The sequence below is a fragment of the Alloalcanivorax sp. genome, from assembly GCF_964221125.1.
Classification (GTDB): Bacteria; Pseudomonadota; Gammaproteobacteria; order Pseudomonadales; family Alcanivoracaceae; genus Alloalcanivorax; species Alloalcanivorax venustensis.
Genome location: NZ_CAXPXK010000027.1, coordinates 25,518 through 45,210 on the forward strand (window position 1 = coordinate 25,518; position 19,693 = coordinate 45,210).

Sequence of the window (19,693 nt, forward strand, 5' to 3'; positions counted from 1 at the left end):
AGGAGCGAAGCAATGAGTGCCCCCGACAAGGTAAATCTGCTCGGTCTCACCTATCCCGAGATGGAAGCCTTCTTCCTGGACATGGGCGAGAAGAAATTCCGCGCCCAGCAGGTGATGAAGTGGATCCACCACCACCAGGTGGATTCGTTCGAGCAGATGACCGACGTGGGCAAGGCCCTGCGTGAAAAACTCGTCCGTGTGGCGGAAATTCGCGGCCCGGAGGTGCTCCACGAGGGCATCTCCCGGGACGGCACCCGTAAATGGGTGTTCGAGGCCGACAACGGCGGCGCCGTGGAGACCGTGTTTATTCCCGACGGTCGCCGCGGCACCCTGTGTGTCTCTTCCCAGGTGGGTTGCGCCGTGGACTGCAGTTTCTGCTCCACCGGCAAGCAAGGCTTCCAGCGCGATCTCACCAGCTCGGAAATCATCGGCCAGGTCTGGCAGGCGAGCCGTTCGTTCGGCCCGCGCAAGAACCTGGGCGAGCACCCGATCACCAATGTGGTGATGATGGGCATGGGCGAGCCGCTGCTGAACTATCAGCCGGTACTGGCCGCCATGCGCCTGATGCGCGACGACCTGGGCTATGGCATCAGCAAGCGCCGCATCACGCTGTCCACCTCCGGGGTGATCCCCAAGATTGATCAGCTCAGCGCCGACCTGGACGTGTCCCTGGCGGTGAGTCTGCACGCCCCCAACGACGAGCTGCGCAACGAACTGGTGCCGCTCAACCGCAAATATCCGCTCAAGGAGCTGATGGCGGCGTGCAAGCGTTACAGTGACAACATCACCCATCGCCACAACACCATCACCATGGAATACGTGATGCTGCGCGATGTGAACGACAAACCGGAGCACGCCCGCCAGCTGGTCAAGCTGCTGCGCGGCATTCCGGTGAAGGTGAACCTGATTCCCTTCAACCCGTTTCCCCACGCGGGCTATGAACGCTCGCGCAAAAGCGACATTCTGGCATTCCACAAATTCCTGAATGACAATGGCGTCATGACCACCGTGCGCACTACCCGAGGCGACGATATCGACGCCGCCTGCGGCCAGTTGGTGGGCGAAGTGAAAGACCGTACCCGTCGCAGCGAACGATGGAAGGAATCCATTTTCCATCGCTCGGAACAGCCCGACAGCAAAACAGCATCCGTGCAATGAACCCAATGCTTCGACAGCTCGTTCTGATTCTGGTGGCCACCGTCGCGGTGGCCGGCTGCACCACCACGACCACCGGCGGCGGGCCCGCCGCCGACCCCCAGGCAGCGGTGCGCACCCGGGTCGCCGCCGGTTTGCAGTATCTGCAGATGGGCGACCCGTCCGAAGCCCGCCGCCATTTCTCCCGCGCGCTGTCCATCGACGACGACAGCGCCGCCGCCCACAACGCCATGGCGCTGCTGTACAACTACGAGCGCGACGCGGAGAAAGAGGAATACCACTACCGCAAAGCGCTGTCCGCCGACCGCAACTACGCCCCGGCACTGAACAATTACGGCACCTTGCTGTACACCCAGCGGCGCTACGAAGAGGCCCTGGAGAAATTCAAGCGCGCCGCCAACGACCCCAACTATGAAGGCCGCGCCAGCGCCTTCAGCAACATGGGGCAAAGCTACGCGGCGCTGGACCGGCCCGGCGACGCCAAGGACGCGTTCATCCGTGCCCTGCGCCTCAACGGCCGCTCCACCCACGCCACCCTGCAACTGGCCAAGCTCTATCATGAAGAGGGCCGCCACCAGATGGGCTGGGATTACTACAAACAGTACGAGCGCCGCATCGGCCGGCAGAGCGCCGAAGGGCTGTGGACCGGCATTCAACTGGCCGCCGCCCTCGGCTTACAGGATCAGCAGTCCAGCTATGAGCTGGCCCTGCAGAATCTCTATCCCGGTACCCGGGAGCACAAGCTCTGGCAGGAATGGCGGAGCGCGCAGGAGGGACGTCAATGAGCGCCAACGAGACCGTATTACCCGGCGAGAGACTGCGCCGGGCCCGGGAAGAGAAGGGTCTCAGCCAGGAGGAAGCCTGCAAGCATCTGCGGCTGTCCACTTCCTATATGCGGGCCCTGGAACAAGACGATTACGAGCGCCTGCCCGAAGCCCCCTTCATCAAGGGCTATCTGCGTAACTACGCCCGTTTTCTGGGCTTGCCGGCGGAAGAGCTGGCCCGGCAATTCCAGCAGCGCGTGGACGAAATGCGCCAGGATGAGCGCGAGCGCGAGCAGGCGGCCCTGGACGAAGCCCCCAGCAATCGGGAATGGCGTCTGCCGGCCCTGGCGGTGCTGGTGGTCGTGCTGCTGGTGGCCGTGGGCTGGTGGCTGTGGCCCCGCGACGACATGGGCGGGCCCGAGCCGTCCGTGGACGACGGCGGTCGTGGCGGCGAGGAAACCTTCGACAGCCCGGCGCCGCCGCAGGCCCCGGATCCGGCCATGCCGGAAACCATCGAGCCCAGCGAGCCGGTGGACGACAGCCTGCAGCCGCTGCCCGAAAGCGGCGGCGACAGCGACCAGGGCGGCGAGCCGCCCTCCGAACAGTCCAACGACGGCTCCTCCGGCGGTGAACCCGCGTCCCGCCCGGAGCTGGCGGAACAAACACCGCAAAGCCAGGCCTCGCAAACCGAACTGGCCGCCGCCCCCGGCGAAGACGGCATCGACAGCCTGACCCTGGAATTTTCCCGCGTTTGCTGGATCAAAGTGGTGGACGCCACCGGCGCCACGCTCACCCAGGGCCAACAGAACGCCGGTGGCAGCGTCAATCTGGACGGCGAGGCACCGTTCCGCGTTACCCTGGGCGACGCGGCGGCAGTGAGCGCGGTACGCATCAACGGTTCCGCGGTCAGCCTGCCCAGCCAACGCTCCGGTGACGTGGTCCGCGTCACGCTGCCCTAGTCGTTTCAGGAGTTAGCATGGAACCGGAAGTCTCCATTAAGCGCCGCAAATCCCGTCAGATTCACGTCGGCTCCGTGCCGGTGGGCGGCGATGCGCCGATCTCCGTGCAGAGCATGACCAACACCGACACCTGCGACGTGGAGGCCACCGTCGGCCAGATCCGCCGCCTGCAGGAAGTGGGCGCGGACATCGTGCGCGTCTCGGTGCCCGACATGGACGCCGCCGAAGCCTTCGGCAAGATCCGCAAGCAGGTGGCCCTGCCGCTGGTGGCGGACATCCACTACGACTACAAGATTGCCCTGAAAGTGGCCGACGAAGGCGCCGACTGCCTGCGCATCAACCCGGGCAACATCGGCCGCGAGGACCGGGTGCGCGCGGTGATCGAATCCGCCCGCGACCACGGCGTGCCGATCCGCATCGGCGTCAACGCCGGCTCGCTGGAAAAAGAGCTGCAGCGCAAATACGGCGAACCGACCAGCGACGCGCTGGTGGAATCCGCCCTGCGCCACGCCGAGATCCTCGACCGCTACGATTTCCAGGACTTCAAGGTCAGCGTCAAAGCCTCCAACGTGTTCATGACCCTGCAGGCCTACCGCAAGCTGGCCAGCCAGATCGAGCAGCCCCTGCACCTGGGCGTCACCGAGGCCGGCACCTTCCGTTCCGGCACGGTGAAATCCTCGGTGGCCCTGGGCGGGCTGCTGATGGAAGGCATCGGCGACACCATCCGCGTGTCCCTGGCCGCCGACCCGGTGGAGGAAATCCGCGTCGGCTTCGACATCCTGAAAAGCCTGAACCTGCGCAAGAAAGGCGTGAACATCATCGCCTGCCCGAGCTGCTCCCGGCAGAACTTCGACGTGATCAAGACCGTCAACGAGCTGGAAGCGCGTCTCGAGGACATCAACGAATCCGTCGACCTGGCGGTGATCGGCTGCCTGGTCAACGGCCCCGGCGAAGCCCGCGAAGTCGATGTCGGCCTCACCGGCGGCACGCCCAATAACCTGTCCTACGCGGACGGCCAGAAGAGCCACCACATCAAGTCCGAGAACCTGGTCGACGAACTGGAGCGCATGGTGCGCGCCAAGGTGGCCCGGCAGCGCGAGGACGAAGAGAAAGGCGTGATCCTGCGAAGCGAATAACGCCCCGCAAGACGTTAAATAAGGAGAACCGGTGAGCAACAAGATCACGTCGATTCGTGGCATGAACGACGTTCTGCCCGAACAGACGCCCCTGTGGCAGTGGCTGGAGCAGCGCGCCCGGGCGGTGCTGGCGGCCTACGGCTACCAGGAGATTCGTCTTCCCATCGTCGAGCGCACCGAGCTGTTCGCGCGCGGCATCGGCGAAGTGACCGACATCGTCGAAAAAGAGATGTACACCTTCGCCGACCGCAACGACGACAGCCTGACCCTGCGCCCGGAAGGCACCGCCGGCTGCGTGCGCGCCGCTGAGCAGCACGGGCTGCTCTATAACCAGACCCAGCGGCTCTGGTACACCGGCCCGATGTTCCGCTACGAGCGCCCCCAGGCGGGCCGCAGCCGCCAGTTCCACCAGATCGGCGTGGAAACCTTCGGCATCGCCACCCCGGACATCGACGCGGAAGTGATCCTGCTCACCGCCCGGCTGTGGAAAGAGCTGGGCCTGAGCGACCAGGTCACCCTGGAGCTCAACACCCTCGGCGACAACGACGACCGCGCCCGCTACCGCGAGGCGCTGGTGGCGTTCCTGCGCGAGCACCGCGACCGGCTCGACGAGGATTCACAAAACCGCCTGGAACGGAACCCGCTGCGCGTGCTCGACAGCAAGGACCCGGGCACCCGCGAGGTGCTGGAAAACGCCCCGCGCCTGGCCGACCATCTGGGCGAAGAGGCGCGCGCCCACTTCGACGGGCTGCGCGCGCTGCTCGATGCCGCCGGCGTGCCCTACGTGATCAATCCCAACCTGGTACGCGGGCTGGATTACTACGGCCGAACCGTGTTTGAGTGGACCACCACCGCCCTCGGCGCCCAGGGCACGGTCTGCGCCGGCGGCCGCTACGACGGCCTGGTGCAGCAATTGGGCGGCAAGCCGACCCCGGCGGTGGGCTTCGGCATGGGCCTGGAGCGGCTGGTGTTGCTGCTCGAACAAAAGCGTCCGGAACTGCCGGCGCCGGTGGCGATCTATATTACCGCCATGGGCGACGTGCAGACCCAGGCGCTGGTGCTGGCCGAAAAACTGCGCGACGCCCTGCCCGGTGTCGGCATTCAGTGTCATTGCGGCGGCGGTGGCTTCAAAAGCCAGATGAAGAAAGCCGACCGCAGCGGCGCCCGCTTCGCCCTGATCCTGGGGGAAGACGAAGTGGCCGCCAAACAGGTGGCGGTGAAACCGCTGCGTGATCAAAGCGAACAACAGCAACTGTCCGAGGACGAGGTCGCCCAATGGCTGGCCGCGCGCCTCGCGCCAAAAAGCGAATAAGGAGACATTGGGGTGGCAGATTACATCCGGGACGAAGAAGAACAGGCGGAACGCCTCAAGGAATGGTGGCAGAAGAACGGCACCGCCACGATTGTGGTGATCGTGCTGGCGATCGGTTCCATGATCGGCTGGCGCCAGTGGCAGGAGCACAGCAGCGGCCAGGCGGCGGAAGCGTCCAAGGTGTACGAATCCCTGGTCGCCGGCCTGGGCCAGGGCGGTGACGCCGAGCAGGTGCGCAGCGCCGCCGACACCCTGCTGGAAGACTTCGAGTCCACCGCCTACGCGGATTACGCCCGCCTGGCCCTGGCCAAGCTGGCCGCCGACGAGGGCAACCTCAACGGCGCCGCCGAGCAGCTCAAAGCGGTGGCCGAAGACGCCGCCAGCAAGGAGCTCGAATACACCGCCCGGGTACGCCTGGCGCGGGTGCAGATCGAACAGGGGGATCTGGACGCCGCGGAACAGCAGATTTCACGCACCTTCCCGGAAGCCTGGGAAGCCCAGGCGCTGGAGTTGAAAGGGGACATCGCCGGCGCCCGGGAAAAATGGGACGCGGCCCGCGACGCCTACACCGGCGCGCTGGAGGCACTGGATAACGGCGCCGCCAAGGACCGCGTGCAAATGAAACTCGACGACATGAAGTCCCTATAGTGAACCCTATGTTGAAAGCCTTCACGGCCCCGTTTTTGCTCGGTCTGGTGGCGCTGGCCGGTTGCAGCAGCAACCCCAACGCCATCGAACCCAACCCACTGCCGGAGTTCGAGGCCCGCTACGACGTGGACCGTCTGTGGCGCTCCGGCGCCGGTGACGGCGTCGACGAAACCGCCATGACGCTGACCCCGGCGGTGACCAACCAGCAGGTGTTCGCCGCCGACATCCACGGCCGCGTCTACGCCTTCGACCGGGAAAACGGCAAACGCCAGTGGCGCAGCAAAACCGAGGACCGCATCTCCGGCGGCCTCTACGCCGGCTACGGCCAGGTGCTCTACGGCACCCGCGAAGGCGACGTGGTGGCCCTGGACAGCGAAGACGGCGAGCCGCTGTGGCGCACCGAAGTGAGCAGTGAAGTGCTCGCCGCGCCCACCAGCAACGGCAGCCTGGTGGTGGCGCAGACCATCGACGGCCATGTGCTGGGCCTGGACGGCAGCAGCGGCGAGCAACTCTGGGACTACGAAACCACGGTGCCCAACCTGACCCTGCTCGGCGGTGCCCAGCCGGTGATCGTCAACGGCCGGGTCTACGCCGGCTTCGCCAGCGGCAAGGTGGCTGCCATCGAAGCGGACACCGGCGCGCCCCTGTGGGAGCGCCGCGTGGCGGAACCCTCCGGCCGCTCCGAACTGGACCGCCTGGTGGACGTGAACGCCAACATGCTGGTGGAAAACGGCGGCGTCTTCACCGCCACCTTCCAGGGCCAGCTGTCGGTGCTCGACTGGGAAAACGGCCGCCCCTACTGGAGCAAGGACCTGTCCAGCCACCAGACCATCAGTTCCTACCTGGGCACCCTGTTCGTGGCCGACGACGAAGGCCTGGTGCGCGCCGCCGAGCAGCGCAGCGGCAGCTTCCTGTGGCAGCAGGACAAGCTCTACGGCCGCCGCCTCACCGGCACCGCCGTTCAGGACGGCCTGGTGGTGGTCGGCGACTTCGAAGGCTACCTGCACTGGATGGACGCCGACACCGGCGAGCTGGTGGCCCGTTACCGCCACGACCGCGACGGCTTCTCGTCCACGCCGGTGGTGGTCGACGACGTGCTCTACGCGCTCAGCGCCGACGGCAAGCTCGCCGCCTACCGCATCGAAGCGGACGACTAGGCGCAAGCCCCGAGCTACAAGCCCCGCGCATCGCCGGGCTTGTAGCTTGCCATTTGTAGCTAGAAACCCCGCACGCCTGTATCCTGCCCCCTAAATCACCACAGCCACTCCGACCGAGCCCCAATGAAACCCGTGATCGCCCTGGTGGGCCGCCCCAATGTGGGCAAATCCACGCTGTTCAACCGCCTTACCCGCACCCGTGACGCCATCGTGGCGGACTTCCCCGGCCTCACCCGGGACCGCCAGTACGGCGACGGCCGCCTGGGCGACCGCCCCTACACGGTGGTCGACACCGGCGGCATCGGCGAAAGCGAAGAGGGCATCGACCGGCCGATGACCGACCAGGCCCTGCAGGCGGTGGGCGAAGCGGACGTGGTGCTGTTCCTGGTGGACGGCCGCGCCGGCCTCACCGCCGCCGACGAGCAGGTGGCCTCGGAGCTGCGCAAGTTGCCCAAGCCGGTCTACCTGGCGGTCAACAAAACCGACGGCCTGGACCCGGACACCGCCCTGGCGGACTTCTACGGCCTGGGGCTCACCGAGCTGTTCCCGATCGCCGCCGCCCACGGGCGCGGCGTGCGCGGCATGATCACCGAGGTGCTCAAGGCATTTCCCGAAGCGGACGAGGACGACGGCGAGCCCGCCGATCCGGACACCGTGCGCGTGGCGGTGCTGGGGCGTCCCAATGTGGGCAAATCCACCCTGATCAACCGCATCCTCGGCGAGGAGCGGGTGGTGGTGTTTGACCAGGCCGGCACCACCCGCGACACCATCGAGGTGCCGTTCGTGCGCCAGGACCGCAACGGCGACGGCGAGCGCAACTACGTGCTGATCGACACCGCCGGCATCCGCCGCCGCGGCAAGGTCCACGAGACCATCGAAAAATTCTCCGTGATCAAGGCGCTGCAGGCGGTGGACGCCGCCCAGGTGGTGATGGTGGTGATCGATGCCCGCGACGGCATCACCGACCAGGACCTGCACCTGCTCGGCTATGTGCTGGAAACCGGCCGCGCCCTGGTGATCGCGGTGAACAAATGGGACGGCCTGGAGGCCGACCACCGCCAGTGGGTCAAGCGCGAGCTGGAACGGCGCTTGCATTTCGCCCCCTGGGTGAAGGTGCACTTTATTTCCGCGCTGCACGGCACCGGCGTCGGCGACCTGTTCGGCTTTATCGAACGAGCCTGGGATTCCGCCTTCATCAAGCTGGGCAGCAACGCGCTCACCCGCATGCTGCAGGACATCACCCACTCGCACCCGCCGCCGCGCGCCGGGCGCTTCCGGGCCAAGCTGCGCTACGCGCATCTGGGCGGCTCCAACCCGCCCACGGTGGTGATCCACGGCAACCGTACCGAGTCGTTACCGAACAGCTACCAGCGCTACCTGGAGAACCGCTTCCGGGAGCTGCTAAAGATTGAAGGCTCGCCGATCCGGCTGGAGCTGAAGTCCGGCGACAACCCCTACGAGGGCCGCAAGACCCAGCTCACCGAACGGCAAATCAAACGCAAACGCCGCATGATGAAGCACGTTAAGAAATAGCCGGTTCTAAAATCTGGGGGAAGAAGTGCGGGGGCATAAACTTCTACTACTGGCCTGTCTGCCATGGCTGACTCTGCCTGCCTGGGCGGACGCGCCGTTCGATTCCGATAGCGAGGTGCCCCGGGTGCTGACCCCGGCGCGCCTGGACCAGCCCATTTCCGAAGTGCCCGCCAGCGTTACTATCATCGACCGGGATTTGATTCGCGCCAGCGGCGCCCGGGAGCTGCACGAGGTGTTGCGTCTGGTGCCGGGCATGGCGGTGGCCAAGGCCGACGGCAACGTGCCCACGGTCTCCTACCACGGCACCCAGGCCCGCGACACCCGCCGCATGCTGGTGCTGATCGACGGGCGCAGCGTTTACCAGCCCGGCTTCGCCCGGGTCAGCTGGAACGATCTGGCGGTCAGCCTGGAAGATGTGGAGCGCATCGAAGTCACCCGTGGCCCGGCCTCCGCCGCCTACGGCGCCAACGCCTTCACCGGGGTGATCAACATCATCACCCGCGACCCCCGCGACAGTGTCGGCCAGCGGGTCAGCGTGCGTGCCGGCAACAACGGCATCCGCGACGCGCGCCTGGGCGCCAGCCACCAGTTCGAAAACGGCGCCTTCCGCGTCAGCGTCAGCAGCCAGCGCGACGACGGCTACGACGCCGGCATCACACCGCTGGAAAACGGCGACGCCAAGCGCGTCGACAAGCTCAACAGCCGCACCGTGTTCGAGCTGTCGCCGCGCGACACGCTCACCGTGCACGCCGGCGGCAGCCGCTCACGGCTGGACCGGCCGCCGGAATCCGGCCTGCAGGAACTGGCCGACTACTACGACGACACCCACCAGGTGGGCGAGCGCGCCTTCTTCGGCCTCGACTGGCAACGCCAGTTTTCCCCGCGCCACCAGCTCAAGGTGAGCGCCTACGGCCAGTACACCAACGAAGACAACAACCTGGACCTGTGCTTCCGCGACCCGCTCACCGGCGCCCAGGGGCCCGGCGGCGGCCTGTTTTTCTCCCAGGAGTTGCGCGACCTGTACCTGGCCAACAACAGCGACATCGGCCAGACCCTGGCCGCCGCCGGCGCCGACCCGGGGATACAGAACCGCTACGCCACCTTGCAGGCCAGCGGCGCCCAGGCGTTCTGCGGCCGCGCCTGGCTGGGCACCCAGGAAACCCGCTACGACCTGGAAATCCAGGACACCCTGCAGGTCACCGACTGGGCACGGCTGGTGGCCGGCGCCAACCTGCGCCACGACCGGGGCGAGTCCCAGGCGTTCTTGTCCGGCACCGGTGAGAACGTCAGCCGGCGCCTGTTCGCCAACCTGGCGGTGAAACCGGTGGCGCCGGTGACCATCAGCCTGGGCGGCTTCTGGGAGTACGACGACATCAATGGCGAGCACTTCAGCCCGCGCGCCGGCATCAACTGGCAGGTGGTGCGCGGCCACACCCTGCGCGCCTCCTACGCCCGCGCGCTGCGCACCCCGGACATCTACGAAGACCAGGCGCGCATCAATCTGCCGATCACCGACCTGAGCGCCCCCTTCGCCGGCAACCAGCAGGCCCTGCTGGGCTGGAACCCGGCCTACTTCTTCGTCACCCAGCAGAGCCCCGGCATGCTCAAGCCGGAGCGCATCCGCTCCCGCGAGCTGGGCTACTACGGGCGCTTCTTCGCCGGTGCCCTGGGCGGCTTCGAGCTCGACATCCGTTACTTCCGCGAAGAGCTCTGGGACCTGGTCAGCGGCGCCCTCAACCCGTTCGAGTTCGATCCGGCCAACGACGGTGAGGTGGAGCACCGCGGCACCGAGGCGCAGCTGAGCTGGCGGCCCAATGCCCGTCATCTCCTACGGCTCACCGGCGCCCATGTGCACACCGAAGCCAACATAGCCACCGAGCAGCGCTTCGCCGCCCGCGACAGCGCCAGCGCCCTGTGGCACTGGCGCCTGGGCGGCGGTTGGTCCTGGTCCACCGCCTATTACCTGGCCCGCGATTACAACGACTACCCCTTCGAGCGGCTGGATGCGCAGCTCGGTTTCCGGCACCGTCTGCATCAGACAGAGGTGGAATGGCGTTTCGTGGTCCAACACCCGCTCAATAAAGAACCGGTGGTTTTTGTCGAAAACCAGTACCAGGACGACCAGCGCTATTGGATCGGCGCCACGGTCACTTTCTAGGGATCAGAAGCGGGGGTCGCAGCCGATGAGGCACGATAACAGCAACACCAAAGGCGCCTGGAGGCGTGGCGGCTAGGATGCGTCGCGCCTGGGGGATCGCTTTACTGCTGCTTGGCGTGGCGGCCGGTGCCGCCGCCCTGGGCGCCCCTGTGCTCGCCGCCGAGCCGGCGGCCGGCCGCGGCCCGGAGGCTCCGGTGCGGCTGTCGGTGCGCGCGCCCTCCACGGAAGCCGCCGACGAGTTCGCCGACGCCCTGCGCGCCCTGGCCGGCGACACCCTGCGCCTGGTGGACGACGACGCCGACCTGGGGGTGGCCCTGGGCGAGCAGGCGTTCCGCGACGCCCTGGCCGACGGCGGGCCGCCGGTGCTCGGGCTGGCGGTGCCGCGCCGCGCCGCCGACCGCCTGATCACCGACGATTGCCGGTGCAGCGCCGTCTGGCAGGGCGTGCCACTGGACACCCAGCTGGCCCTGTTGCGCGCCCTGCTGCCGGATGCCCGGCGCATCGGCATCCTGCGCGCCCCGCACAGCGTCTGGCGGACTATCCCGCCGGCGCCGCCGGGCCTGAGCCTGGAGGCGGTCACGGTGCCCCAGCCGGGCCGGCTCGGCGTGCTGCTGCGCCGCCACCTGCCGGAATGGGACGCGCTGCTGTTGCCGGAGGACCATACCCTGTTCGACGGCGGCGCCGCCCGGCTGGTGCTGCTCACCAGCTACCGCCAGCGGGTGCCGGTGGTGGGGCCGGACGGCGCCTACGTGCGCGCCGGCAGCGTCGCCAGCGCCCGTGTGCTGCTTACGGATCTGGCCGCCGCCGCGCGGGACGCGGTGCACGCCCACCAGCGGCTCGGCCACTGGCCCGCGCCGGGCTTCGCCGGCCATTATTCCCTGGCCGTGAACGAGCACGTGGCCGGCGCCTACGACCTGGGCCCGGTGGATCGGGCGCCCCTGGAACGGATTTTGGAGGCTACGCCATGACACGTCGCGGCGGCATTCGCCGGCAACTGCAATGGCTGGGGGTGATCCCGGCGCTGATCATGCTGATCCTGGTGCTGGTATCGCTCACCTGGCAGCGTTTTCAGGACGCCGACAACGAGGTGCGCCAGCTGGGCGGCTTCCTCGCCCAGCAACTGGCCGGCAGCGCCGAATACGGCGTGCTCAGCGGTAATCTGTCCGACCTGCGCCGCCAGGCCAACATGGTGCTGGCGCGGCCGGACGTGCAGTACGTGCAGTTCCGCGACCAGGACGGCGAGCCGCTGCTGCGCGCCGGCCTCGAGGCCGACCGGGTGGTGGGCGAGGACGTGCTGGAATTCCACGCCGGTATCTACCGCCAGCCGGTGGCCCTGGACCCGGCCTTCGGCGAAGGCCGCCCGGCGCGGCCCGACCGCATCGGCGAGGTGGTGCTGGGCGTGTCCCGGGGGCGCATCCTCGCCCGCCAGAAGGAGATCATCGGCACCAGCCTGCTGCCGGCGCTGCTGGCCATGGTGGTGGGGCTGTTCAGCGCCGGTTACCTGGCGCGGCAGATCGCCGACCCGATCAGCTACCTGTCCGGGCTGGTGCGGGTGATCCGCGGCGGCGACTACCACGTGCGCGGGGTGCGCCCGCTCAGCGGCGAGCTGGGCCATCTGCAGACCGACATCAACGAACTGGCCGCCAGCCTGGATCAGGCACGCCGCGATCAGCAGGTCGCCATGACCGAGTTGCGCGAGGCGCACCACCGCGCCGAACACGCCAGCCAGGCAAAGAGCGACTTCCTGGCGATGATGAGCCACGAGCTGCGCACCCCCATGAACGGCGTGCTGGGCATGCTGCAGCTGCTGGAAACCACCCACCAGGACGACGAGCAGCGCGAATACACCGACGCCGCCCTGGAATCCACCGGCCACCTGCTGGCGGTGATCAACGACATCCTCGACTTCTCGCGCATCGAAGCCGGGCGCATGGAGATCGACCAGAGCTACTTCGCCCCGGAACCGCTGCTGCAGAACTGTGTGGGCACCTTCCGCTACCTGGCCCGGGAAAAGGGCCTCTACCTGGACATGGAGGGCGCGGAGGCGCTGGCCGGCCTGGAGATCCGCTCCGACGCCACCCGCCTGCGGCAGATCCTCAGTAACCTGATCTCCAACGCGGTGAAATTCACCGAGGCCGGCGGCATCCGCGTGCTGGTGGGCGTGCGCCACGACGAGCGCCACATGCTCAACCTCACCATCGACGTGCGCGATACCGGCATCGGCATCGCCGAGCACAAGCTCGACCGGCTGTTCCAGGCGTTCTCGCAGCTCGATTCCTCCAGCGCCCGGCGCTTCGGCGGCACCGGCCTGGGGCTGGTGATCGCCCGGCGCCTGGCGCAGATTCTCGGCGGCGACCTGACCGTCACCAGCGACCCGGAGCAGGGCAGCTGCTTCTCCCTGGCGCTGCGCGTGCGCAGCCGCCGCGCCGTGGAGCAGCCGGCGGTGCCGGAACCGAAAAAGGAGGTCACCCAGCTGAGCGGCCGGGTGCTTCTGGTGGAGGACAACGACGTCAACCGGCTGGTGGCGTGCCGCATGCTTGAGCACCTGGGGCTGGAGGTGGCCACCGCCGGCGACGGCGCCACCGCCCTGGCGATGTGCGCGGAGCAGCACTTCGACTGTCTGCTGATGGACGTGCAGATGCCGGTCATGGACGGCCTGGAAGCCACCCGCGCCCTGCGCCGCCGCGAACGGGAAGCCGGCCGCGACCCGGTGCCGATCATCGCGCTCACCGCCAACGCCATGTTCGAAGAGCGCCAGCGCTGCCTCGCCGCCGGCATGGACGCCCACCTCGCCAAACCCTTCCGCCGCCGCCGCCTCGCCCGCCTCCTCAGCCGCTACCTCTAACCCGGCGACAGCGGGCCTTGGGAGCAGGCAGGCAAGGCAGCTACGAAGCCCGGTTGTGCGAGCGGGCTTGTGGGAGCGGGCCCAGCCCGCGAAAGGGTGGCGCTAGCCGCCCGGCGGGATATCAGAGATGTTGTTGGTGCTGCCGTTAGAAAGGCCTCTGAGATCCTGCCGGCAAGCTTTGCTTGCCTTTCGCGGGCAAGGCCCGCTCGCACAAGGTTGGCTACAAAGGGCGCTTCGCGGGATTACAGAGACTCTATTCGTTCGGCTCAACCCGAGTCACAGTGGCGTCAAACGCCCCATCCGCCACTCTGGTGGTCACGGTATCGCCGGGTTTCACCGCCGCCACCGATCGCAAAGGCTGCCCCTCCACCAGCGTCAACGAATACCCCCGATCCAGGGTCGCCAGCGGGCTGGCGGTGTGCAGCCGCCGCGCCGCGCCGTCCAGGCGCTGCGCCAGATGCCGCTGCTGATGCCGCAACGGCACCGGCAGGCGCCGCTGCAGCTCGGCCAGCCGCTGAGCCTGACGCGTCACCTGCTGGGCCGGCGACTGCTGGCGCAGGCGCACGTCCAGCGGCTGCCAGCGGCCGCGCAGCAGCGCCAGGCGGTGATTGAGGGTGCGCGCCATACGCGCCTGCAGCTCGTCCACCTGCTGGCGGGTCTGCTCCAGCTGCCGGTTCGGGTGGCGGGCGTGCAGCCGCCGGGCCAGGCCCTCCAGCCGCTGGCGCTGGCCGCGCAGGTTCTGGGCCATCAAATGCCGCTGGCGGCGGCCCAGCACGCCCAGGCGGGCGAGCAGGGCGTCGCCGTCCGGGCTGATCAGCTCCGCCGCCGCCGAGGGCGTGGGCGCGCGCACGTCGGCGGCGAAATCACACAGCGACACGTCCACCTCGTGGCCCACCGCGCTGACCACCGGAATCGGGCTGTCCGCCACCGCGCGCACCAGCGCCTCGTCGTTGAACGCCCACAAATCTTCCAGGCTGCCGCCGCCGCGCCCCAGCACCAGCACGTCGCACTCGTTGCGCTGAATCGCCAGCGCCAGCGCCCGGCGGATCTGCGCCGGCGCCTCGGCGCCCTGCACCGGGGTGGGGTAGATCAGCACCGGAATCGACGGCGCCCGGCGCTTGAGCACCTGCAGCACATCGCGGATCGCCGCGCCGCTGGGGCTGGTGATCACCCCTATACGCCTGGGCCACGCCGGTAGTGGGCGCTTACGTTCCTGGGCGAACAGCCCCTCGGATTCCAGCTTCGCCTTGAGCGCCTCGAACTGGGCGCGCAGCGCGCCTTCACCCGCTTCCTCCATGTGCTCGACGATGATCTGGAAACCGCCGCGCGGCACGAACACCGTCACCCGGGCGCGCACCAGAATCTGCTGGCCGTCGCGGGGCTGGAAGCGCAGCAGGCTGTTACGGTTCCGAAACATGGCGGCGTTAACCTGGGCGCGGTCGTCCTTAAGGCTGAAATAGATATGCCCGGAGCGCGGCCGCGCCAGGTTGGAGATCTCGCCCTGCAGCCAGATCAGCGGGAAGCTGCCTTCCAGCAGGCCCTGGGCCTCCAGATTCAAGCGGCTGACGGAATACGGTTCGGTGCGCGAAGAAGTCATGCCGCGCAATTTACGGCGCTAGGGCGCCGGCTACAAGCTTCAAGCTTCAAGCTGCAAGCCGGGTTGTGCTGGAAGAGAGGCCGTGCCTGTCGACGAGAAGACGATTCAGGATACAAGATGCAGGATACAGGAGGCGGTGTGGTGTCACCCCTTTGGCCCGCGCCCCGATATCGAGGCCGGCCAGCCCACTACGAAGTGAGGCCCCACCCGAATAGCACCGACCTCACCCCTGTATCCTGCATCCTGAATCCTGTATCGGCCCCACCGCAACGGCACGGCCCTTCCTTCAGCACCGCCTGCCTGCGGCTTGTAGCTTGAGGCTTGCAGCTCCGATTGCTGCTGAGGCGGTAAATGCTTTATAATGTCCGGCTTAATTTAACGGAGCCCCTGGTTCGCCCTTGCGCCGGCTCCTACCTGCCCGACCCGGCTTCCCGGCCGGCGACAGCCCGGCGCCCCGGGGTCCAGACTCCCCTCAGTTTCTCTGTGTGCCAAGGGGTGCAACATGCTCAGAATCGCCCAAGAAGCACTGACGTTCGACGACGTTCTGCTCCTGCCCGCCCACTCCGATGTGCTGCCCAATGAGGTATCGCTGAAGACGCGCCTGACGCGCAACATCGAGCTGAACGTCCCGCTGCTGTCCTCCGCCATGGACACCGTCACCGAACACCGTCTGGCGATCACCATGGCCCAGGAAGGCGGCATTGGCATCCTGCACAAAAGCATGCCGGTGGACGATCAGGCCCGCCAGGTGCGCGCCGTCAAGAAATACGAGTCCGGCGTGGTCAAGGACCCGATCACCATCAGCCCCAACGCCACCGTGCGCGAGCTGATCAACCTCACCGACGCCCACAACATCTCCGGCGTGCCGGTGGTGGAAGGCCAGCAGGTGGTGGGCATCGTCACCAGCCGTGACACCCGCTTCATCACCGACTACGACCAGTCCGTGGCCGACATCATGACCGGCCGCGACCGCCTGGTAACGGTGAAAGAGGGCGCCAGCGCCGACGAAGTGCAGACCCTGCTGCACAAGCACCGCATCGAGAAGATCCTGGTGGTCAACGACGCCGGCGAGCTGCGCGGCATGATCACCGTCAAGGACATCGAAAAAGCCACCCGCTACCCCAACGCCTGTAAAGACAGCCAGGGCCGCCTGCGCGTCGGCGCGGCCGTGGGCACCGGCGGCGGCACCGAAGAGCGCGTCGCCGCGCTGGTGGAAGCGGGCGTGGACGTGATCGTGGTCGACACCGCTCACGGTCACTCCCAAGGCGTGCTCAACCGCGTCGCCTGGATCAAGAAGCACTTCCCGGACGTGGACGTGATCGGCGGCAACATCGCCACCGCCGAAGCCGCCATCGCGCTGATGGAAGCCGGCGCCGACGGCGTCAAAGTGGGCATCGGCCCGGGCTCCATCTGTACCACCCGCATCGTCGCCGGCATCGGCGTGCCGCAGATCACCGCCGTCTCCGAAGTGGCCGCCGCCCTCAAGGGCACCGACGTGCCGCTGATCTCCGACGGCGGCATCCGCTTCTCCGGCGACATCGCCAAGGCCGTCGCCGCCGGCGCCCACGCCATCATGATCGGCTCCCTGCTGGCCGGCACCGAAGAAGCCCCCGGCGAAGTGGAACTGTTCCAGGGCGGCTACTACAAAGCCTACCGCGGCATGGGCTCCCTGGGCGCCATGTCCGGCAAAACCGGCTCGTCCGACCGCTACTTCCAGGACGCCGCCGCCGGCATCGAAAAACTGGTGCCCGAAGGCATCGAAGGCCGGGTGCCCTACAAAGGCCCGATGAGCGCCATCGTCCACCAGCTGATGGGCGGCCTGCGCGCCTCCATGGGCTACACCGGCTGCGCCAACATCGAAGAAATGCGCACCAAGCCCTACTTCGTGAAAGTCACCAACGCCGGCATGAAAGAAAGCCACGTGCACGACGTGACCATCACCAAGGAAGCACCGAACTACCCTGTCGGGTAAGGCGCTGGGAGGCCGCTTCCTGCGGAAGCGGCTCTTTGTGGGAGCGGGCCTCGCCCGCGAAAGGGTGGCGAAAGCCACCCGGCAACACACCAAACTTGAACTGGCCGGCTCACCCGCCGGCCTTTGCATTTAAAACACCGGCCCAAACCGGGGCCAGAGCGGACAAAGCCATGCAAGACATTCACGCCCAACGCATCCTGATCCTCGACTTCGGCTCCCAGTACACCCAACTGATCGCCCGCCGCGTGCGCGAAATCGGCGTCTACTGCGAAATCCGCGCCTTCGACGCCACCGCCGAAGACATCGCCGAGTTCGACCCCAAGGGCATCATCCTCTCCGGCGGCCCGGAATCCGTCACCGCCGCCGAGACCCCGCGGGCCCCGCAAGCGGCGTTCGAGCAGGGCGTGCCGGTGCTGGGCATCTGCTACGGCATGCAAACCATGGCCGAACAACTGGGCGGCACCGTGGTCGCCGGTGAAAAACACGAATTCGGCTACGCCCGCGTCACCAAAGCCGAAGGCAACCGCCTGCTCGACGGCATCGTCGACCACGAAGAGGGCGGCCAGGAATTCCTCGACGTCTGGATGAGTCACGGCGACCGCGTCGGCAGCGTCCCCGAAGGCTTCGTCGTCTCCGCCACCACAGAAAGCTGCCCCATCGCCGCCATGGCCAACGACGAAAAGCGCTTCTACGGCATCCAGTTCCACCCGGAAGTCACCCACACCCTGCAAGGCGGACGCATCCTCGAACGCTTCATCCGCGAGCTGTGCGACTGCGACGCCCTCTGGACCCCGGCCAAGATCATCGACGACGCCGTTGCCGCCATCAAAGAACAAGTGGGCGACGACGAAGTCATCCTCGGCCTCTCCGGCGGCGTCGACTCCTCCGTGGTCGCCGCGCTGCTGCACAAAGCCATCGGCGACCAGCTCACCTGCGTGTTCGTCGACAACGGCCTGCTGCGCCACGGCGAAGGCGACCAGGTGATGGAAATGTTCGCCGACCACATGGGCGTGCGCGTCCTCCGCGTCGACGCCGAAGACCACTTCCTCTCCCGCCTGGCCGGCGAAGCCGACCCCGAGAAAAAGCGCAAAATCATCGGCAACACCTTCATCGACATCTTCGACGCCGAAGCCGCCAAGCTCAAAAACGCCCACTGGCTCGCCCAAGGCACCATCTACCCGGACGTGATCGAATCCGCCGCCTCCAAAACCGGCGGCGCCCACGTGATCAAATCCCACCACAACGTCGGCGGCCTCCCCGAGCACATGAAACTCAAGCTCGTCGAACCCCTGCGCGAGCTGTTCAAAGATGAAGTGCGCAAAATCGGCCTCGAGCTCGGCCTGCCCTACGACATGGTCTACCGCCACCCCTTCCCCGGCCCCGGCCTGGGCGTGCGCATCCTCGGCGAAGTAAAGAAAGAATACGCCGACACCCTGCGCCTGGCGGACCACATCTTCATCCAGGAACTGCACGCCGCCGGCCTCTACCACAAAACCAGCCAGGCCTTCGCCGTCTTCCTGCCGGTCAAATCCGTCGGTGTCGTCGGCGACGCCCGCCGCTACGAATACGTCGTGGCCCTGCGCGCCGTCGAGACCATCGACTTCATGACCGCCCGCTGGGCACATCTGCCCTACGAGTTCCTGGAGAAGGTTTCCAGCCGGATCATTAATGAGATCCCGGGGATCAGCCGGGTGACGTACGACATCTCGTCTAAGCCGCCGGCTACGATTGAGTGGGAGTGATCTGATCTAGCTAGCTAGTAAGGGCTTACTTAAGGGCCGCCGGCGCGGGAGCGTCGGCGGCCCTTTTTTGTTTTTAGGGCAAGCTGGCGGCAAGATACCAAGCTGCGACGTACTGATGGGTTTGTAAGCTGCCAATTTTTCTGGTCTTATTCGATGTTGTGAAAATCAAAAAAAGAAAGATGACGCAGGCGCGCTTATCGGATATTCGAGCCGCTTACCTAATATCTGTTTATACTAAAAGATAAATAATGGACTGGGTTCAAATAGTAAGTGCCGTTGGTGTTGGTGCCTTGTTGACAAAGTTGCTTGATATCGTGTGGCTTCAACGCTCCATTCGTGAATCAGAAAAAAGGAAATGGCTTAGAGAGCAACGATTGCGAGTTTACTCGACGCTTGCCGCCGAAGTTCTCTCAATGGGTAAGAGCATGGAATCGAGGGAGGATGTTTTTGTTGGCTATTCGCTTGCTGCTGAAGCAATGTTGCTTGCGGGTGATGAAAAGCTCGCAAACGATATCGAGCATTTTTTTACTATGCTAGCGAATATTTTTGGAGAAGGGCGTAAAGCCGACAATGATCCAGCTAGGAGATCAGAGGAAGATTTAGAGGGTGCGTATCAGGTCGTAGTTAGAGAGTCACGCAGGCTTGTAAAAGAGCTGAGGGCGTCTCTCCATGAAAAGATATAATGCGATGGTCCAGGGGGCGGCCTTCCGTCAGG

The 19,693-nt window shown here is 66.6% G+C and carries 15 protein-coding genes; 14 read left to right on the forward strand and 1 reads right to left on the reverse strand.

What is annotated here, in order from left to right; all coding sequences use genetic code 11:
• Positions 1-12 precede the first annotated feature (12 nt).
• The 11 genes from rlmN (at position 13) to ACEQZD_RS03480 (ending at position 13,667) form a co-directional block, all read left to right on the forward strand.
• Entirely contained in the window at positions 13-1,158 is a 1,146-nt protein-coding gene (gene rlmN / locus ACEQZD_RS03430) for a 23S rRNA (adenine(2503)-C(2))-methyltransferase RlmN (protein ID WP_214013424.1), read from the forward strand.
• Positions 1,159-1,163: 5 nt separating this feature from the next.
• A complete protein-coding gene (gene pilW, locus ACEQZD_RS03435; protein ID WP_370183974.1) occupies positions 1,164-1,940 on the forward strand; it encodes a type IV pilus biogenesis/stability protein PilW in 777 nt (258 codons plus the stop codon).
• The gene (locus ACEQZD_RS03440) at positions 1,937-2,878 is read left to right on the forward strand and encodes a RodZ domain-containing protein (RefSeq protein ID WP_370183977.1); all 942 of its coding nucleotides are present in this window, start codon (positions 1,937-1,939) and stop codon (positions 2,876-2,878) included. The genes pilW and ACEQZD_RS03440 overlap by 4 nt, the downstream gene beginning before the upstream one ends.
• Positions 2,879-2,895: 17 nt before the next feature.
• Positions 2,896-4,014, forward strand: coding sequence for a flavodoxin-dependent (E)-4-hydroxy-3-methylbut-2-enyl-diphosphate synthase (ispG, locus tag ACEQZD_RS03445; protein ID WP_370183979.1), 1,119 nt, complete (start codon positions 2,896-2,898; stop codon positions 4,012-4,014).
• A 31-nt stretch (positions 4,015-4,045) separates the two neighbouring features.
• Positions 4,046-5,326, forward strand: coding sequence for a histidine--tRNA ligase (gene hisS, locus ACEQZD_RS03450; RefSeq protein WP_370183981.1), 1,281 nt, complete (start codon positions 4,046-4,048; stop codon positions 5,324-5,326).
• 12 nt (positions 5,327-5,338) lie between these two features.
• The gene (locus ACEQZD_RS03455; protein WP_370183982.1) at positions 5,339-5,974 is read left to right on the forward strand and encodes a YfgM family protein; all 636 of its coding nucleotides are present in this window, start codon (positions 5,339-5,341) and stop codon (positions 5,972-5,974) included.
• A gap of 8 nt (positions 5,975-5,982) precedes the next feature.
• Positions 5,983-7,131: an outer membrane protein assembly factor BamB gene (gene bamB, locus ACEQZD_RS03460; protein WP_370183984.1), complete on the forward strand. Its 1,149-nt coding sequence runs from the start codon at positions 5,983-5,985 to the stop codon at positions 7,129-7,131.
• A gap of 123 nt (positions 7,132-7,254) precedes the next feature.
• Entirely contained in the window at positions 7,255-8,664 is a 1,410-nt protein-coding gene (gene der / locus ACEQZD_RS03465; RefSeq protein ID WP_142948500.1) for a ribosome biogenesis GTPase Der, read from the forward strand.
• A gap of 25 nt (positions 8,665-8,689) precedes the next feature.
• Entirely contained in the window at positions 8,690-10,822 is a 2,133-nt protein-coding gene (locus tag ACEQZD_RS03470) for a TonB-dependent receptor plug domain-containing protein (protein WP_370183986.1), read from the forward strand.
• Between the two features lie 77 nt (positions 10,823-10,899).
• The gene (locus ACEQZD_RS03475; protein ID WP_370183988.1) at positions 10,900-11,790 is read left to right on the forward strand and encodes a hypothetical protein; all 891 of its coding nucleotides are present in this window, start codon (positions 10,900-10,902) and stop codon (positions 11,788-11,790) included.
• Complete coding sequence (locus tag ACEQZD_RS03480; protein WP_370183990.1) at positions 11,787-13,667, forward strand: ATP-binding protein; 1,881 nt, start codon at positions 11,787-11,789, stop codon at positions 13,665-13,667. The genes ACEQZD_RS03475 and ACEQZD_RS03480 overlap by 4 nt, the downstream gene beginning before the upstream one ends.
• Before the next feature lie 253 nt (positions 13,668-13,920).
• Here ACEQZD_RS03480 and xseA read toward each other — a convergent pair whose 3' ends face one another.
• Positions 13,921-15,264 carry an exodeoxyribonuclease VII large subunit gene (gene xseA, locus ACEQZD_RS03485; protein ID WP_370183992.1) on the reverse strand — a complete coding sequence of 448 codons (1,344 nt, stop codon included), beginning with the start codon at positions 15,262-15,264 and terminating at the stop codon, positions 13,921-13,923.
• 502 nt (positions 15,265-15,766) lie between these two features.
• Between xseA and guaB the strand changes: the two genes are divergently transcribed.
• From guaB to ACEQZD_RS03500, 3 genes are all read left to right on the forward strand, one after another.
• Complete coding sequence (gene guaB, locus ACEQZD_RS03490) at positions 15,767-17,236, forward strand: IMP dehydrogenase (protein WP_142948505.1); 1,470 nt, start codon at positions 15,767-15,769, stop codon at positions 17,234-17,236.
• 170 nt (positions 17,237-17,406) lie between these two features.
• Positions 17,407-18,978, forward strand: coding sequence for a glutamine-hydrolyzing GMP synthase (gene guaA, locus ACEQZD_RS03495; RefSeq protein ID WP_370183994.1), 1,572 nt, complete (start codon positions 17,407-17,409; stop codon positions 18,976-18,978).
• A gap of 248 nt (positions 18,979-19,226) precedes the next feature.
• Positions 19,227-19,661, forward strand: coding sequence for a hypothetical protein (locus ACEQZD_RS03500; RefSeq protein WP_370183996.1), 435 nt, complete (start codon positions 19,227-19,229; stop codon positions 19,659-19,661).
• The last annotated feature ends 32 nt before the right edge of the window (positions 19,662-19,693 follow it).

Excerpts from the sequence above, each read along its gene's own strand:
- rlmN (WP_214013424.1), top strand. The coding sequence starts at position 13 with ATGAGTGCCCCCGACAAGGTAAATCTGCTCGGTCTCACCTATCCCGAG.
- pilW (WP_370183974.1), top strand. The coding sequence starts at position 1,164 with ATGCTTCGACAGCTCGTTCTGATTCTGGTGGCCACCGTCGCGGTGGCC.
- ACEQZD_RS03440 (WP_370183977.1), top strand. The coding sequence starts at position 1,937 with ATGAGCGCCAACGAGACCGTATTACCCGGCGAGAGACTGCGCCGGGCC.
- ispG (WP_370183979.1), top strand. The coding sequence starts at position 2,896 with ATGGAACCGGAAGTCTCCATTAAGCGCCGCAAATCCCGTCAGATTCAC.
- bamB (WP_370183984.1), top strand. The coding sequence starts at position 5,983 with ATGTTGAAAGCCTTCACGGCCCCGTTTTTGCTCGGTCTGGTGGCGCTG.
- der (WP_142948500.1), top strand. The coding sequence starts at position 7,255 with ATGAAACCCGTGATCGCCCTGGTGGGCCGCCCCAATGTGGGCAAATCC.
- ACEQZD_RS03475 (WP_370183988.1), top strand. The coding sequence starts at position 10,900 with ATGCGTCGCGCCTGGGGGATCGCTTTACTGCTGCTTGGCGTGGCGGCC.
- ACEQZD_RS03480 (WP_370183990.1), top strand. The coding sequence starts at position 11,787 with ATGACACGTCGCGGCGGCATTCGCCGGCAACTGCAATGGCTGGGGGTG.
- xseA (WP_370183992.1), bottom strand. The coding sequence starts at position 15,264 with ATGACTTCTTCGCGCACCGAACCGTATTCCGTCAGCCGCTTGAATCTG.
- guaB (WP_142948505.1), top strand. The coding sequence starts at position 15,767 with ATGCTCAGAATCGCCCAAGAAGCACTGACGTTCGACGACGTTCTGCTC.
- guaA (WP_370183994.1), top strand. The coding sequence starts at position 17,407 with ATGCAAGACATTCACGCCCAACGCATCCTGATCCTCGACTTCGGCTCC.
- ACEQZD_RS03500 (WP_370183996.1), top strand. The coding sequence starts at position 19,227 with ATGGACTGGGTTCAAATAGTAAGTGCCGTTGGTGTTGGTGCCTTGTTG.